Raw genomic sequence first — 15,799 nt, 5'->3', positions numbered from 1 at the left:
GGGGGGGGGCGGCGGGGGGGGGGGCGCCTGTCGGGGCGGGGGGGGGCGCCCCGGCGGGGGGGGGGGGGCCGGGCCGGCCCCCCCCCCCCACTGCCGTGCGAGCGGAGGGGCGGGGTGCCGGAACGGGCGCGCCCCGCCCCTCTGTCGTGCGAGCGGAGGGGCGGGTGCCGGAACGGGCGCGCCCCGCCCCTCTGTCGTACAAGCGGGGGGGGGCGGGGTGCCGGACCCGGCGCGCCCCGCCCCACCGCCGTACGAACGGTCAGACCGTGACGCCGCCCTGGATCACCCGCAGGTCCGCCGCGTTGGCCTCGGTGACCTTCCAGAGCTCCTGCTGCCGGCCGTGCACATCGGCGACGGTCGCCGTGTGGTCGTCGAGCAGTCCGGCGGCCCGCTCGGCGAGCCGGGCCCCGAGGTGCCGGTCGTGGACCGAGATGCCCCACTCCGGGCGGTCGATGTCGGCGAGGAAGTACGCCATCTTCGGGTGCGAGATCAGGCTGATGATCGGCGTACCGCAGCCGAACGGGATCATCCCCGCGTGCCCGCGCATCCCGATGACCAGCTTGGTCCGGGCGTAGGTGTCCCGGATCGCGTCGTTGTCGAAGTCGTACATCGGGATCACCGGCAGCGCGATGCCGTGCTCGCGCCGCAGGTCGAAGGCGATCCGCTCGTCGTCCAGCGAGTGGGCGACGCACTGGACCTCGGCCCGGGTGCCCAGCTCCCGCACCGCGGTCGCCATCTCGGCCAGGAAGTGCCCGTAGTCGTGCCCGAAGCGGAGCCCCGAGCGGTCGTACGCGGCGTTGATCAGCACGGTGTCCTCGCGCCGCACCGGGTCCGCCCAGCCGTCCACCAGCTGTCTGGTGACCGTCGTCGGGCAGGGCTGGAAGCGCACCCTGTCGTGGAGCGAGGCGGGCAGCAGTTCCCGGACCTTCTCGATGGAGCCGTGGTTGCGCAGCCCGAAGAACGAGGCCCGTTCGACGAGCCGCCGCAGGCTGGAGAGGAACCTTTCCCGCCCGTGCCCGTACGCCTGGCCGTCGAAGGCGTTGAAGCCGACCGCGTAGACCATGACGGGTACGTCGATCCGGTCGAGCAGTTCGTCCGGGACGTTCCACTGCCAGCCACTGTTGCCGTTGGGCGCGGTGTCCGGGATGAAGAGGCCGCCGCCGCCGATGACCAGGCCCCGGCGTTCGTTGACCCGTTCCAGCGCGGCCTCGTCGAAGAGCCGGTGGGCGTGGATCGAGTGCCACCGCTGCGGGCCGGTGTCCCGGCCGAAGGCCAGCCGTACGCTCTCCGGCAGCAGCTTGTCCCCGGCGTTGCCCTGGCGCTCCATGTAGAAGGCGACATGGGCGAGCTGGCCGGCGGCGGGCCCCTCCACGGGCGGGGTCGGGCCGGTGGTGCGCTTGTGCATCAGCCGGTTGGCCCGGTGCGTGGGGTCGACCGCGAGGCCCTTGAGGGCGTACTCGGTCGCCGCGTCGTCGTCGCCGTGGATCCAGGCGATCTGGGCGAGGCGGGCGAAGGCGGTCGCGGCCCGGTTGGGCGACGCGGTGGCGAGCAGCAGCCGGGCGCGGGCCTCCTCGTAGCGGGAGACGCTCATCAGGGCGTGGCCGAACACCTCGTGCGGCCAGGACTCGTCGACGGGGATCCGGACCCGGCCCAGCAGATCGGCCGCCTCCTGGTACTCGCCCGCCGCGATGTGGGAGGCGGCGACCTTGCGGGCGTCCTCCGGGGAGCCGGTGCGCTCCACGTGCGGGGTGCCGTAGTGGACCAGCAGGTCGTGGTGCTTGGCACCGGGCAGCGCCAGGTACGCGGCGTGGAAATCGGCGTCGGACAGCTCGAATTCGTGCCAGCGGTCCTCGGCCTCGCGGTATCCGGCCTCGCCGCCCTGCCAGGGCTTGTGCCGCCCGGTGAAGTGCAGGATCGCGGTGGAGTCGGGGACCGGGAGGTCGCCGCTCAGCCGCCGCTTGACGAAGTTGTAGCGGGCGTCGAGCTGGACGAAGTCACCGTCGAGCACGGCGTTGAGGATGCCCTGGTCGTGTTTGTCGAGCTCGTACGTACCGGCCCGTCCGACCTCGTCGAGCCGCGCGCAGAACGCGTCGCTCAGATACTCGCGCTGGATGACCAGCAGTCCGCTGTTGAGCTTGTGCTGCCCGTAGAAGAACTGCGGTACGGCGGCCAGTCCGTCGCGCAGTTCGAGCAGTTCACCGAGATCGCCGAGGACGACCATGTCGGTGTCCAGGGTGATCACGGTGTCGTAGTCGCGGACCCGGAAGATGTCGAGGATGAAGTAGGCCTTGCGCACCAGGTAGTTGTCCTGGTCGCCCTTGGCGTACGAGTCGTAGTGCCCGGCGTCGACGCGGCGGAAGTCGACGCGCGGGTGCAGGGCCCGGATCTGTGCGACGGAGGCGGGGCGCAGTCCGTCGTGCAGGACGAGGAAGTCCTCGCAGACGTTCGGGTTGGACAGGGCCAGGCTGCGCAGCAGGGCGAGGAAGCCGGGCAGGTAGTTCTCGTCGACGAAGCTCGCGAAGGCGACCCGGCGCTTGCCGGTGAGCGGGTTCGCGGGCGCGGGCGACTCGGGGAGGACCGTCGCGGACGGGGTCGTGGCGGGCTTCGTCATCGCAGTCGGATCCTCATGTCGGTGACGCTCTGGGCGCGTTCCATGACCCACGCCTTTTCGCTGGTGTACTCGTGCACGGAGGTGATGGGCATCCGCATCGCGCCGGGCAGGCGGTAGGCGCCGCTCTCGTAGAAGTCGAAGCCGATCAGGTCGAGCCGGCTGCTGACGTCGAGGTGGTCGAGGAGCCAGAGCATGTTGAACCCGGTGGTGGGGATGGCCGGCCAGACGTCGGCGCCGACGCGGCCGATGTCGCGCAGCGGCCAGCGCAGCGACTCGTCGCCCAGGTACTGCTGGGCGCCGGGGACGAGGCGGTTGCGCAGGGAGTGCTTCCAGTCGCCGGAGACCCCGCCGAAGACCAGCCGGGTGTGCACCTTCTGGTCCCAGTTGAAGCCGTGCTTGTGGATGGTGGCGTGGATGTCGGTGCGCCGTCCGGTGGCCGCCGGGTCGATCCGGTACGAGTTGAACCGTACGACCAGGTCGTAGCCGTCGATCTCGGCGCCCATCGAACTGCTTCCGACGCGCTGGGAGTTGGCAATCAGGCAGATCGACCTGCCCGCGATCCGGTTGCGGAACTCGCCGACCGTGGTCCACTCGACGCCGCCGAAGGTGGGGTCCGCGACCGGGCCGCGCATCCGGCTCCGGCGCTGTTCGGCGTAGAGGCCGACGGTCCCGGTGAGCCCGGCCACGGCGGCGGGGTCCGTTCCGGCCGCCTCCATGGCCAGTTGGAGGTACTGGGAGGTGGCTTCCTGGAGTTCGGTGACCGGGGCCCCGGTGCGTTCCTGGGCCAGCAGGGCGCCGACCAGCAGGGGCTCGGCACGGGCCCAGTCGCCGCGAGCCCTGAGGGCCAGGCCCTCGGCCCAGGACTCGGTGACGGGGCGGGCCGCGTGCTCGACGGCGGCCGGGCAGTCGTGCTCCAGCCGCCGCAGCAGCTCGTCCTGGCGCTGTGCGCCGGCGCGCAGCCCTACGACCTTGGCCGCGACGCCGAAGCCGTCGTCGTCGGTGAACGACAGGTAGCGTTCGTACGCCTCGATGGCCGCGGCCTCCGCGCCCATCGCCTCCAGCGTCCTGGCGCGGAGCCGCCAGCCGGCCCGGGAGCCCTTGCGCTGGGTCAGCACGGTGTCCCCGATGAGCACCGCGAGCTTCAGCTCGTCCTCGTACCCGCAGTCCAGCGCCTTGTTGCCGACCGCGAGCAGCGGGTCGAGCAGTTCGTCGGCGAGGGCCGCGGCGGAGTTCGCGCCCGCCTTGCCGGACCGCCGCATCAGCGGGAGCGAGGGCGCGGTGGCCGTGGACGGCGCGGGCTGCGCCGCGGCGTGCACGGCCAGCAGGTGGCGCAGCGCCTCCGCGAGTGCCGCACGCCGCCGGTCGAGTCCCGCCACCAGTTTGGTGCTGTGCGCGGCACAGGCCCGCAGGCACACGTCCACGTCGGTCGGGGTGACGGAGGCGAGCGGCGACGCGGCGCTCTCGGGCGGGGCCGAGTCGCGTTGCCGTGGCCAACGGGTGCGGGCTTCTCTCATGGCGCTCCAAGCGTCTGTGCCCGTGGGGGGAAGGGGGCGTGTCCGGGCGTGCGGTCACCGGGACGCGCCGGGGCCCCGCCCCGTCGAAGAGCGGATGCTCGGCGCGTGTGTTCGGTTCCGCGACACGTTAAGAAACCTGAACGGCCGCCGGATGAACTCGCCCTTTCGGTACAGGAAACTGCGCACCGACCCCGCTGGTACAGGCCTTCTCGGCGCACCCCGTACCGTGCCCCGATGCCCGCGACGATCAGCCGCGGCCCGTCCTCGAAGCGTTCGTCGTGGTCGGCGGAGATCTCGGCACCGGCCTCGGCGGCGAGCAGAAGCGGGGCGGCCCGGCAGCTGGGCCCCGGCTGCCGCGAGGGCCCGCTGTCGGTGGGCCGGGACGGCGCCCTGCACTCCGGCGACCGCGCCCCGGCGGACGGGGGAGGCGTACGGCAAGGGTCTGTTCCTGGTCCGCCCCGGCGGCTACCCCGGCCGGGCGGGCGAGGACGCCTCGGGCCTGGCGCGGTACCTGGCCCCGCTGGGCGTCCCCGAGGTCACACGCTGCTGAGCGAGAGCTTCGCCGCGAACCCCAGGAAGAGCAGACCCGCCGCCGAAGTGGCCCCCGCCGACAGCCGCTTGCGGCGGCGGAACGCGGCGGACAGCCGGGTGCCGCCGAATATCAGCATCGACAGATAGAGGAAGCTGGCGATCTGCAGCAGGGTGCCCAGCACCAGGAAGGACAGCGCCGGGTAGGCGTAGTGGGGGTCGACGAACTGCACGAAGAACGAGATCAGGAACAGGATCGCCTTCGGGTTGAACAGGCTGACCACCAGCGCCCGCCGGTACGGCCGTTCCATCGCCGCAGCCACCGCGGGCCCGGCGTTCTCCTCGGTCAGCTCGGCCATCCGCCGGTGCCGCTCCCGCCACATGGCCACCGCGGCCCGCAGCATGCCGATCGCCAGCCAGGTCAGATAGCCGGCACCGGCGAACTTGACGACGGCGAAGAGCACCGGCGTCGTCTGCAGCAGCGACGAGGCCCCGAGCGCGGACAGCGTCATCAGCACGGTGTCCCCGGTCCACACCCCGGCCGCCGCCACATACCCGGTCCGCACCCCGCGCCGGGCCGCGACGGAGAGCACGTACAGCGAATTCGGCCCCGGCAGCAGAACGATCAGCACCAGGCCGGCGAGATAGGTCGGAAGGTCGGTGACACCCAGCATGAAACGGAGTGTCGCACGCGGGTACGACACTCCGCTCCGGGGGGCCACGAACGGGCGGGAGGACCCCGGTCCGCGCTCGCCGGCCGCCCCCTCAGAACGCGTCCGAGGGCACGTACCGCCCCCACACCTCGCGCAGCGCGTCGCAGACCTCGCCCACCGTCGCCCGGGCCCTGAGCGCGTCCTTCATCGGGTACAGGACGTTCTCCGTGCCATCGGCCGCCTTCCGCAGCCGGGTCAGGGCGGCGTCCACCGCGTCCTGGTCGCGGTCGGCGCGGAGCTTCGCCAGGCGGGCCGCCTGTTCGGCCTCGATCGCGGGGTCGACGCGGAGCGGCTCGTACGGCTCCTCCTCGTCGAGCTGGAAGCGGTTGACGCCGACCACGACGCGCTCCGCGCTGTCGGTCTCCAGGGCGATGCGGTACGCGGAGCGCTCGATCTCGTTCTTCTGGAAGCCGCGCTCGATCGCGCTGACTGCGCCGCCCATGTCCTCGACCTTGGTCATCAGTTCCAGGGCGGCGGCCTCGACGGCATCGGTCATCGACTCGACGACGTACGAGCCGGCGAACGGGTCCACGGTGGCCGTGACGTCCGTCTCGTACGCCAGGACCTGCTGGGTGCGCAGGGCCAGGCGGGCGGACTTGTCGGTGGGGAGGGCGATCGCCTCGTCGAAGGAGTTGGTGTGCAGCGACTGCGTACCGCCGAGGACCGCGGCCAGGCCCTGGACGGCGACGCGTACCAGGTTGACCTCGGGCTGCTGGGCGGTGAGCTGGACGCCCGCGGTCTGGGTGTGGAAGCGCAGCATCAGCGACTTGGGGTTCTCGGCGCCGAACTCCTCCTTCATCACCCGCGCCCAGATCCGGCGGGCGGCGCGGAACTTGGCGACCTCTTCGAGGATCGTGGTGCGGGCGACGAAGAAGAAGGAGAGCCGGGGCGCGAAGTCGTCGACGTCCATGCCGGCCGCGACGGCGGTACGTACGTACTCGATGCCGTCGGCGAGGGTGAAGGCGATCTCCTGCGCGGGCGAGGCCCCGGCCTCGGCCATGTGGTAGCCGGAGATCGAGATGGTGTTCCACTTCGGGATCTCGGCCCGGCAGTACTTGAAGATGTCGGCGATCAGCCGCAGCGAGGGGCCGGGCGGGAAGATGTACGTGCCGCGCGCGATGTACTCCTTGAGCACATCGTTCTGGATGGTGCCGGTGAGCCGGTCCGCCGGGACGCCCTGCTCCTCGCCGACCAGTTGGTACAGCAGCAGGAGCAGCGCGGCCGGGGCGTTGATCGTCATGGACGTGGAGACCTTGTCCAGCGGGATCCCGTCGAACAGCACCCGCATGTCGTCGATCGAGTCGATCGCGACCCCGACCTTGCCGACCTCGCCGGACGCGATCGGCGCGTCCGAGTCGTGGCCCATCTGGGTGGGCAGGTCGAAGGCGACGGACAGGCCCATCGTCCCGTTGGCGATCAGCTGCTTGTAGCGGGCGTTGGATTCCGTGGCCGTACCGAAACCCGCGTACTGGCGCATCGTCCACGGGCGGCCGGTATACATCGAGGGGTAGACACCGCGCGTGAAGGGGTAGGCACCCGGCTCTCCCAGCTTTTCGCCGGGGTTCCAGCCGTCGAGTGCGTCCGGCCCGTAGACCGGTTCGATGGGCAGTCCCGACTCCGACTCGCGCGTCATCTGCTGTGCCTCCCGCTGAAGCTGCTCAGTAAAGCTACTTGCTGGTAACCACGGTTCCCGCGACGGACTGTAGCGGTGGGCGCGAGACCGTTGGAGAGGGACGGGCTGGGACCTTGCTCACAGCCCCGCCCGGGGTCGCGTCGCCGCTCTCCCCCATCATGCGCGGGCTTTGGCAACCGGGCAGAGCGGGAATCCGTCCAATGGGACACCGGACACACCGGACACACAGGGGGCCGAGATGATAAGCAGCACCACCGGAAGCACCTCACGGAACGCGAAACGGGCTCGGGCGGGGGCCGCGGTGCTCGCCGTTCTCACCGTCGCCGCCGCGACGGCCGGCTGCAAGGCGCAGGCCACCGGCAGCGCACCGGCGGCCCCTTCGGCGCCGCCGCGGGCCACCGCCGCCGACGACGGCAAGCCCAGCACGCCGCCGTCCTCGCCCACCGCCACGCCGTCACCGACGCCGCCGACGGCCACGGCATCACCCACGCCGAAGCCCGACCCGCAGGGCACGACGCTGATGGCGAGCGGTTCCCAGGGCAAGCAGGTGCGCGAACTCCAGGCCCGGCTGCGGCAGATCGGCCACTTCGACCGCAGCCCCACCGGCTACTACGGCACCGTCACGGTCGCCGCGGTCCAGTCCTTCCAGGGCAAGCGGGGCCTGACCCGTACGGGCAGGGCCGACACCCTCACCTGGCAGAAGCTGCTCGGCATGACGCACGAGCCGACCGCCGCCGAGCTGAACCCGCCGACCGCCCGGCCGGTCGCCAAGCCGGACAAGCGGTGCATGACCGGCCGGGTGCTCTGCATCAGCAAGAACAGCCGGACGCTGTCCTGGATGATCGACGGCCGGGTCGTGTCGTCGATGGACGTCCGCTTCGGCTCCCAGTACACACCGACGCGCGAGGGCACCTTCTCGGTCTACTGGAAGTCCCGCCACCACGTGTCGTCGATCTATCACACGGCCATGCCGTACGCGATGTTCTTCAGCGGTGGCCAGGCGGTGCACTACTCGTCGGACTTCGCGGCCCGCGGCTACAACGGCGCCTCGCACGGCTGCGTCAACGTCCGGGACGAGGGAAAGATCGCCTCGCTCTTCGCCCAGGTGAAGAACGGCGACAAGGTCGTCGTCCACGGATAGGGCGGAGCGTTCGAGGAAGGAAAAGAGGCGCGGACGGGACCGGGGGAACGTGTCCCGCCCGCGCCATGTGCGCTGAGCCGTAGGTACGGGGGGAACCCCGGCTCTGTGCGCTGCCGATGACCAGTCGGCTCACTCTGTACTGCGCCGCGGCCTCGAAAAACGTCACACCTGGTGGTGACAGGCCGAAAAAAGCCTGTCGCGAGCGGCTTTTCTCAGCCCGGTGAACCGGTGCCGGCGCCGGAGGTACGGGCCGAGGGCGTCAGGGAGGCCGGGACCGGGGGAATGCGCACCCCGTCGGTGAACCGGATCGAGGAGGGCCTGCCGGCGGTGGAGCCGTTGTTGTTCCCGGACGGGCCGTCCGCCCCCTGCTCGTCGTCGCCCTGGTCGTTGCGGCCCTGCTCGGATCTCTCGATCACGCGGTCGCAGAACCGGTCCAGGTTCCGGGCACCGTTGGCCAGGGCTTCGAGCTTGCGTCTGCGCTTCTCGCTCAGATTGCCGTCGCGGTAGTCGCGGCAGGCCTTGAGCGCCTTCGCGTACCAGTCGCCGGAGGAGTTGTTCCCGGGGTTCTCGGTCTGCTTGCCGGCGCCGGTGCTGCCCGGGGAGCCGGTCGCGGCTCCGTCGGGCTTGCGCTTGTCGCCGCCGGGTTCCGTCGTCCTGCCGGATCTGTCGCGGTCCCGGTCCTCGGCCGGGGCGGAGGGGCCGGCCGGGGGCGTGGTGGTACGCCCCTTCGGGGAGGCGGACGGCGGCGGCTGCGCGGTCTCGTCCGTGGTGAGCCCCGAGCCGAGCTCCTCGGGTGTGGCCTCGGCCGAGACGGAGGCCGCCGGCAGCGGAGTGTTCCCGCCGAACGGTCCGGGCAGCATTCCGGTTCCCGCCGCCACGGCCACCCCGCCGAGCGCGCAGCCCGCGAGCGAGGCGACCAGGCCGAAGCGGACGGGCCGGCTCCAGCGCGCGGGGCGGGTACGTCCGGAGACCGCGGACACGATGGCGCGCGGGCCGGAGCCGCCCGCGGCAGCCCCGATACGGACGGGGTCGAGCACCTCGCCACCGGCGGACCGGCCCTCCGCGTTCGCCCGCGCGGATCGGGTGGCCGTACGGAAGGCGGTGAGCGCCGCTGCCTCGCCGGGCAGTTCGGCGGTGGCCGGGCGGCCGGCGCGGGCGGCGGCGTCCAGCGCGGCCACGAGCCTCTCGGCGTCCGTACACGACCGGCCGCCGACGGGATCGACCGGCTCGCCGCGGAGCAATCTCTCCGCGGCGTCCTTGTCAAGCCATTCGTACCGCTCGTCGGCCATCACATGTCCTTCTGCGTCCACGGACGCGAATGCGTCACACCGGCCGGCGCCGCCAGGCCGTTGCGGGCAGGGCGCTGGGCGGGCACCGCGTCGAGTTCCGCGGCCCGGGCAGCCGTGCTCCGGCGCGGGGCGGAAGGGTCCGCCGGATCTCTTTCGGGGGCGCCGTCCGCGCCGCCGTGTTCATCGTCGTCGCCGTCGTCGCCGTCCGTGCGCAACAGCTCGGCCAGCCGCTTCAGACCCCGGTGCGCCGCGGTGCGTACCGCCCCCGGACGCTTGCCCAGCGTCTGCGCGGCACCCTTCGCGTCCAGGCCCACGACCACCCGCAGCACCACGGCCTCGGCCTGGTCCTGCGGCAGCTGGGCGATGAGCGACATCGTGCGGCCGGTGGCCAGGGCCTCCATCGCCTCACCGGCGGTGTCGGACTCGGCCGGCCGCTCGGACAGCTCCGACTCGTCGCCGCCGATCGCGGGGCGCCTGCCGCGCATCCGCAGATGGTCCAGCGCCCGGTTGCGGGCTATGCGCGCCGCCCAGCCGCGGAAGCGGTCGGCGTCGCCGCTGAACCGGTCGAGGTCGCGCGCTATCTGCAACCAGGACTCGGACGCCACGTCCTCGGCGTCCGGCTCCCCCACCAGCGTCCTTATGTAGCCCAGCAGCCGCGGCTGCACAGCGCGGTACACAGTACGGAAGGCGTCCTCGTCCCCGTCCTGTGCCGCGAGTACCGCGGCAGTGAGCTCCGCGTCGTCCCCCAGCACTCCCTCAACCTGCCCTGCTGTCCCGAATCGCAGCTGGTCATCACTGCCGCGCCACCCTGCGCGACTCAGCACGCTACGTCCTCGGCGGGGCCCGCGTCCATGACTTGTACAACCCGCAACATTCCTCGGACACCTGGCGGTGTGACAGAAAACGCAGCGACGGCGCTGAGAGGAGTACGGGGTCGTCCTACGGCCCCGCGGAAGACGACCGGGGCCTCTCCTGTGGGGGGTGGCGGCCCCGGTCGTCCTCGTCATCCCGGTACGCCGCCCCGGCCGGCGCCGGACTGCTCCAGGGCCTCTCGTCCGCGTCCTTTCCGAGGCGCCTCGTCCGGTCTAAGGCGCCTCGTCCGGATCACGCCGTGCCCGCCGCGAGACCGCAGCGCGCAGTACCCGCTGCCCCTCCGCCGAGACCTCCAGCACCTGGCGCAGTCCGGCGCCTGCCGAAGCGGCGTCCGCGGTCCCGGCCAGCATCTCCAGGACGCTGATCTGCCGCCGCAGCTCCCCGGCGGGCAGCGGGCCCGCCCCGTCCGGATCGCCCTCGCGGCAGCGCCGCGCCGACTCCGTGCCGGCGCCCGGTGCCGTGTCCGGGTCGAGGTGGACCTCCAGGGCCAGCAGCGAGCACGCGTCGGCCCACTCCCGCAGCTCCGGGGCCGCCCGGTCCGCCGGCGCCTCGCCCAGCAGCTTCCGGATCCGCGGGGCGGCGCCCTCCTCGTCGGCCGCGGCGTCCAGCGCCGCACGGACATCCGCGAGGCGGCCCGGCCAGGCCGCCGCGTCGGCGCACCCCGCCCAGAGCGGACGGAGCGGATCGGGATCCGCTCCGCCCACGGGCTGCGGCAGACAGCGGTCGAGGCAGGCGACCGCGCTCGCGGCGAGCCCGCGCTCGTCGGCGGCGGCGATCAGTTCCAGCAGGCTCATCGGCGTCTCCTGTCGGCACGTCCCCGTGTGCACGCAGACGGGGACGAGGCGCTTCCTGTTATCGCCTTCAGCGCCGAATGGCTCAAAACCGTCACTACGGAGGGCCGAATAGCATCGCTCAGTGGGCGCGGCCCCAGTCGGCGCGCCCCGACAGTCCCGGGGCGCCCAGCGGATACATGCCGAGGGCCGCCCGCTCTCCCTGCATCCGGGGCAGTCTGCGGACGAAGAGGACGGCGAACACCGCGGCCACGATGTCGAGGGCGTCGCTCGCCACCACCAGGGCCGTCGTGTCGAGGATCTCCTGCGGCTGCTCGGCCTTCCAGGACCGCCTGGTCGCGTACTGGGAGCTGATCAGCGAGACGACCCAGAACCCCCACCACAGGTTCATCACGGTGGCCGGGACCGTGTGCCGGCTGCCGTCGGTGTTCGTCTGGGCGCTCGCGGTCCAGATTCCGCCCGCGATCCGGCGCGGCAGCACCAGGTCGGCGATCGGGACGAACCGGGCTCCGATGGACCAGCCGGGCCTCATCGGCTGCATGCTCGGGTCGAACACCTCGGCGTTGAGCCGTACCCGCCGGAACCAGATGATGAAGACGACCGCGGTGGCCAGGCTCGCGAGGGTCTGCAGCACCCCCGCCGTCCCGGACAGATTGTCCGCGAGGGCCGCCTCCGCCTCGTCGTAGGCGGCGAAGTCGTTCTCCAGCCCGGCCGCGATGACGCGGCGGGTGTTCAGGCCCGCCGCCACGGCGAGCAGATCCGCCGCCGCGACGACCGCCAGCAGTACGACGACGGCCTTCGCGAGCCCCTCGGGCGAACGCAGGTACTGCTGCGGAGCGATGAAGGCCGGGGCCGGTGGCATCGGGGCCGCCGCCCCGGCAGGACCGGCGCAGAGCAGGCAGCGCCCGTCGTCGGTGACCGGCGGTCTGAGACGGCAGGTGGAGCAGAGCATGAAGCGGAACCCCTTGAGGTTCTGAGCGCGAACGCGAGAACGCGCGGCCCTCCCCGGACCGCGCGGCATCCGGAACCTGACCCCCCGCCACCTGGCTGTCCACGAGGAATCCGGCCCGGCGCCACCCAGCGATCCCGGCCCGACACCACCCCCCGCACCACCCGACCGTCCCGGCCCGGCACCACCCCCGCACCACCCGACCGTCCCGGCCCGGCGTCCCCGTGCTCCGCCTCTCCGCCCCGCTCAGCCCCCGGCGTCGATGCGAGCGGCCAGTGCCCGGAACTCGTCCCAGCTCAGCGCCGGCTTGCCCGGGATCCACAGCTTCTGGGCGGTCGCGCGCAGCGGCATCCGGATGCCCTGCGCCACCTGCGCCGGGGTCTGCGCCTGCGGGAGGTCGCCCCAGACCGCGAACCGGCCGCCGAGGATCTGGCCGGAGTAGCTCGCCGGGACCGGCCGGGTACCGCGCAGGACGAGCGGGGTCCACTGCTCGTAGATCCGCTTGCCCGTGGGGTAGACGAACTGGTTGGGCTGGCCGAGCACGTAATAGAGGAACTCGTCGTTGAGATTCACCACGCGCCGCCCCTCGCGCAGGTACTCCTCCGGCTCCCGGGCGCCGTACTCCTTGCCCGTCCAGAACTCCACCTCGATGTCCTTGTCGGCGTGCACGGTCCCGTCGCGGAAGAAGCCGTCGTTCCACGCCTTGGGCCGCTTGCCGTGCGGGCGCACCACCGCCGCGCGGTCGTTCAGCCAGCCGGTCGTCAGGTCCTTGATGCTCGCCTGCGCCCCGTACTTCTGCTGGGCGGCCCGTTGCAGCTGCGGGTACGAGGCGGCCGGGTTCCGCGCCATGAGCGCGAGATACTCGTCGGCGCCCAGGTGCCAGTACGCGCCGCTGAACAGCTCGGTGAACTCGCCGAGGAGTTCGTCGATGAGCTTGGCCGAGCCCGGGTCGGAGATGTCGAGCGACCCTGTCGAGCGCGTGCCCGACACATTGCGCAGCTGGAGGTCGGGGTGGGCCCGCAGCACCGCGCCGAGGTGGCCCGGGGAGTCGATCTCCGGGACGACCTCGATGTGCAGCCGGGACGCGAGACCGACGATCCGCCGCACCTCCGCCTGGGTGAGGTGCTGCGGCGACACCACTTCGGGGTGGGTGCGGGACTCGATACGGAAGGCCTGGTCGTCGGAGAAGTGCAGGCCGAGCTGGTTGAGCTTGAGGTCGGCCATCTCGCGCAGCCGGTCCTCGATCCAGGCGGCGGTGTAGTGCTTGCGCGCGATGTCGAGGTTGAGGCCGCGCTGCGGCCGGTCGGGGCGGTCGCGCACCTCGCCCTCCGGCATCACGCCGTCGGCGCGCACCGACTGCTTCAGGGTGCGGGTTCCGTGGAAGACCCCGGCCTGGTCGGGCCCGCTGATGGTGACCCGTCCGTCGTGGACGCCGAGGGTGTACGACTCGGGGGTGCCCTTGCCCGGGGCGAGGGCCAGCTCCACGTCGCCCGTGCGGGCGGGGACGTCGCCCCGGTAGTGGATCTTCAGTTCCTGGGCCAGCAGCTGCCCCTCGTCGGCGAGCGTCCCGCTGCCGCGGGCGACGACGACCCCGCTGTCCGGGCCGGGACGCCAGCCGGGTCCGCGGGCCGCGATGTGCTCGCGTACCGCGGGGATGGTGCGCGGGGCGGTGGAGAGCGGGTAGCTCCGGGTCGGCGAGGGGGCGGCCGAGGAGGGCGTGGGGGTGCGGGCGTTCGACGACTGTCCGGCGAGCCCGCTGTCGGAGCCTTCCGGCCAGACGACGACGGCGATCGTCGCGGCGGCCGCCGCGGTGAGCACCGCACCGGCCACGAGAGCGCCACGTGAGGGCGACATCGTTCAGAAACCTCCGTCGTTTACGGAAAACAAGGCAGAATCAGGGAGACAGCCGGGCATTCTCCTTGGAATACGGTCCGTCAGGCGATCCGAAACTCTCCCGTCCGGGTGAAGTTCGCGCATCTGTCGGACGTCCGTTGCCCCGCCTCGGTAGCTTTGAGGCACATTCGTCTCTCCCTTCACCCTGCATCTGCCTGGCCTCTTCCGCCGCTTGCCTCGCCAGGGTCACAGATGCCGTTGATCCGAGGAGCCCACGCTGACCAGGTCCAGCGAGTCCCGCGCCGGCCTCCCGGAGCAACTGTGCCAACCGGCCACCCGGACAGCCGTACCCGTCCAGAACTCCGCCGCCGAACAGGCCCAGGCCCGTGTCCCGGGCCTCGACCGCTTCAACGCCGCGCCGTCGGCCGAGGCCGAGGCCGCACTGCTGGAGTGCTGCGGCAGCCGCCGCTGGGCGCAGCGGCTGGCCGCCCACCGCCCCTTTCCCGACCTGGACTCGCTGCTGGCCGCGGCCGACGAGGCGGGCTACGACCTGGCCCCGGCGGACCTCTCCGAGGCGCTCACCGCCGAGGTCTCCCCCGGCCTGCACCACGCCGCGCCGCACTCCGCCCATCTGGCGCTGCAGGCCGCGCACGCCGCGTACGAGTCGCGCTTCGGCCATGTCTTCGTGATCTGCCTGGACGGCTTCGAGCCGGCCGAGCAGCCGGACCATGTGCTCGCCGGGATCCGGGCCAGACTGGCCCACGAACCCGACCAGGAGCGGGTGGTGACCGCGGAGGAGATGCGCCGACTCGCCCGGGGCCGCATCATCGAGCTGGTATCGGGTTCATAACGGAACGGGCTCGATAAAGAGGGGCAACAGCTCTTTCTAGCCCGTCCGTGCCTGTTTGATTGCCACTTTGATCACACCGCGGGCCCCCGCGCGAACGAACCGACAAACCGTCGCTACGATGGCCGGGGCCGGTGGACCGTACCCGGCCGGGTCAGACCGACAGTCAAGCCGGCCGGCCCCAATCCCCGCTCCCGGAGGGTTCTTCCGTGCCGGCTGGAACGCTGTACCGCGGCCGGGAAGGCATGTGGTCCTGGGTGGCTCATCGAGTCACCGGTGTCCTCATTTTCTTCTTCCTGTTCGTACACGTCCTGGACACCGCTCTCGTCCGCGTCTCCCCCGAGGCCTACGACGAAGTCGTGGCCACGTACAAGACGCCGATCGTCGCGCTCCTCGAATACGGCCTGGTGGCCGCGATTCTCTTCCACGCGCTGAACGGTCTCCGTATCGTCGCCGTGGACTTCTGGGCCAAGGGCCCGCGCTACCAGAAGCAGATGCTCTGGTCGGTCGTGGGCATCTGGGTCGTGCTGATGGTCGGGGCGCTGTACCCGGTCCTCGGCCACGCCGTACGCGAAGTATTCGGGAGCTGAGGCCAATGTCCACCGAGTCCTCCGCCGCGATCGGCTCCGTCGAGGGCGTCAGCCTGTACGACGTAGACAACCCCGCCCCGGTCATCGAGCCGCCGCGCAAGCGGACCGGCAAGACCCCCAAGGGTTCGCGCACCAACTTCGAGATGTACGCCTGGCTCTTCATGCGCCTGTCGGGCATCGTCCTGGTCGTCCTGGTCCTGGGCCACCTGCTGATCCAGCTGGTGCTGGACGGCGGCGTCTCCAAGATCGGCTTCGCCTTCGTGGCCGGCCGCTGGGCCTCGCCGTTCTGGCAGCTCTGGGACCTCGGGATGCTGTGGCTGGCCATGCTGCACGGCGCCAATGGTCTCCGTACGGTCATCAACGACTACGCCGAGCGGGAGAACACCCGCTTCTGGCTGAAGATGCTGCTGTACACCGCCACGGTGTTCACCGTCCTGCTGGGCACGCTGGTGATCTTCACCTTCGACCCGAACATCCGCTAGGCGCC

The 15,799-nt window shown here is 72.0% G+C and carries 13 protein-coding genes; 4 read left to right on the top strand and 9 right to left on the bottom strand.

Annotated features, from left to right (window positions below; all coding sequences use genetic code 11):
• Positions 1 to 259: 259 nt before the first annotated feature.
• The 4 genes from ACFVH0_RS02035 to ACFVH0_RS02020 all read right to left on the bottom strand — a co-directional run bounded on the left by ACFVH0_RS02035 (position 260) and on the right by ACFVH0_RS02020 (position 6,999).
• Positions 260 to 2,611, bottom strand: coding sequence for a glycosyltransferase (locus tag ACFVH0_RS02035; protein WP_385817484.1), 2,352 nt, complete (start codon positions 2,609 to 2,611; stop codon positions 260 to 262).
• Positions 2,608 to 4,125 carry a hypothetical protein gene (locus ACFVH0_RS02030; protein ID WP_385817483.1) on the bottom strand — a complete coding sequence of 506 codons (1,518 nt, stop codon included), beginning with the start codon at positions 4,123 to 4,125 and terminating at the stop codon, positions 2,608 to 2,610. The genes ACFVH0_RS02035 and ACFVH0_RS02030 overlap by 4 nt, the downstream gene beginning before the upstream one ends.
• 536 nt (positions 4,126 to 4,661) lie before the next feature.
• Positions 4,662 to 5,327, bottom strand: a complete 666-nt coding sequence (leuE, locus tag ACFVH0_RS02025) for a leucine efflux protein LeuE (protein ID WP_385817482.1) — start codon at positions 5,325 to 5,327, stop codon at positions 4,662 to 4,664.
• 91 nt (positions 5,328 to 5,418) lie between these two features.
• On the bottom strand, positions 5,419 to 6,999 hold the full coding sequence (locus ACFVH0_RS02020) for a methylmalonyl-CoA mutase (RefSeq protein ID WP_385817481.1): 1,581 nt from the start codon (positions 6,997 to 6,999) through the stop codon (positions 5,419 to 5,421).
• A 238-nt stretch (positions 7,000 to 7,237) separates the two neighbouring features.
• Between ACFVH0_RS02020 and ACFVH0_RS02015 the strand changes: the two genes are divergently transcribed.
• Positions 7,238 to 8,140 carry a L,D-transpeptidase family protein gene (locus ACFVH0_RS02015; RefSeq protein ID WP_385817479.1) on the top strand — a complete coding sequence of 301 codons (903 nt, stop codon included), beginning with the start codon at positions 7,238 to 7,240 and terminating at the stop codon, positions 8,138 to 8,140.
• 212 nt (positions 8,141 to 8,352) lie between these two features.
• Here ACFVH0_RS02015 and ACFVH0_RS02010 read toward each other — a convergent pair whose 3' ends face one another.
• The 5 genes from ACFVH0_RS02010 to ACFVH0_RS01990 all read right to left on the bottom strand — a co-directional run bounded on the left by ACFVH0_RS02010 (position 8,353) and on the right by ACFVH0_RS01990 (position 13,896).
• Positions 8,353 to 9,450, bottom strand: a complete 1,098-nt coding sequence (locus ACFVH0_RS02010; protein WP_385817478.1) for a hypothetical protein — start codon at positions 9,448 to 9,450, stop codon at positions 8,353 to 8,355.
• Positions 9,429 to 10,181, bottom strand: coding sequence for an RNA polymerase sigma factor (locus tag ACFVH0_RS02005; RefSeq protein WP_385817477.1), 753 nt, complete (start codon positions 10,179 to 10,181; stop codon positions 9,429 to 9,431). The genes ACFVH0_RS02010 and ACFVH0_RS02005 overlap by 22 nt, the downstream gene beginning before the upstream one ends.
• A 333-nt stretch (positions 10,182 to 10,514) precedes the next feature.
• On the bottom strand, positions 10,515 to 11,096 hold the full coding sequence (locus ACFVH0_RS02000) for a hypothetical protein (RefSeq protein ID WP_385817476.1): 582 nt from the start codon (positions 11,094 to 11,096) through the stop codon (positions 10,515 to 10,517).
• 118 nt (positions 11,097 to 11,214) lie between these two features.
• Positions 11,215 to 12,045 carry a DUF4328 domain-containing protein gene (locus ACFVH0_RS01995; protein WP_385817475.1) on the bottom strand — a complete coding sequence of 277 codons (831 nt, stop codon included), beginning with the start codon at positions 12,043 to 12,045 and terminating at the stop codon, positions 11,215 to 11,217.
• A 243-nt stretch (positions 12,046 to 12,288) separates the two neighbouring features.
• Positions 12,289 to 13,896, bottom strand: coding sequence for a glycoside hydrolase family 20 protein (locus ACFVH0_RS01990; protein ID WP_385817474.1), 1,608 nt, complete (start codon positions 13,894 to 13,896; stop codon positions 12,289 to 12,291).
• Positions 13,897 to 14,194: 298 nt separating this feature from the next.
• Between ACFVH0_RS01990 and ACFVH0_RS01985 the strand changes: the two genes are divergently transcribed.
• From ACFVH0_RS01985 to ACFVH0_RS01975, 3 genes are all read left to right on the top strand, one after another.
• Positions 14,195 to 14,725 (top strand): 2-oxo-4-hydroxy-4-carboxy-5-ureidoimidazoline decarboxylase, encoded by a 531-nt coding sequence (locus ACFVH0_RS01985; protein WP_385817515.1) that lies wholly within the window; start codon positions 14,195 to 14,197, stop codon positions 14,723 to 14,725.
• Positions 14,726 to 14,931: 206 nt separating this feature from the next.
• Positions 14,932 to 15,312, top strand: a complete 381-nt coding sequence (sdhC, locus tag ACFVH0_RS01980) for a succinate dehydrogenase, cytochrome b556 subunit (RefSeq protein WP_266689036.1) — start codon at positions 14,932 to 14,934, stop codon at positions 15,310 to 15,312.
• 5 nt (positions 15,313 to 15,317) lie between these two features.
• Positions 15,318 to 15,794, top strand: a complete 477-nt coding sequence (locus ACFVH0_RS01975; RefSeq protein WP_124716825.1) for a succinate dehydrogenase hydrophobic membrane anchor subunit — start codon at positions 15,318 to 15,320, stop codon at positions 15,792 to 15,794.
• The last annotated feature ends 5 nt before the right edge of the window (positions 15,795 to 15,799 follow it).

This window comes from Streptomyces sp. NPDC127117 (genome assembly GCF_042677325.1).
Taxonomy (GTDB): domain Bacteria; phylum Actinomycetota; class Actinomycetes; order Streptomycetales; family Streptomycetaceae; genus Streptomyces.
This window is presented reverse-complemented; position numbering and strand designations above follow the sequence as displayed.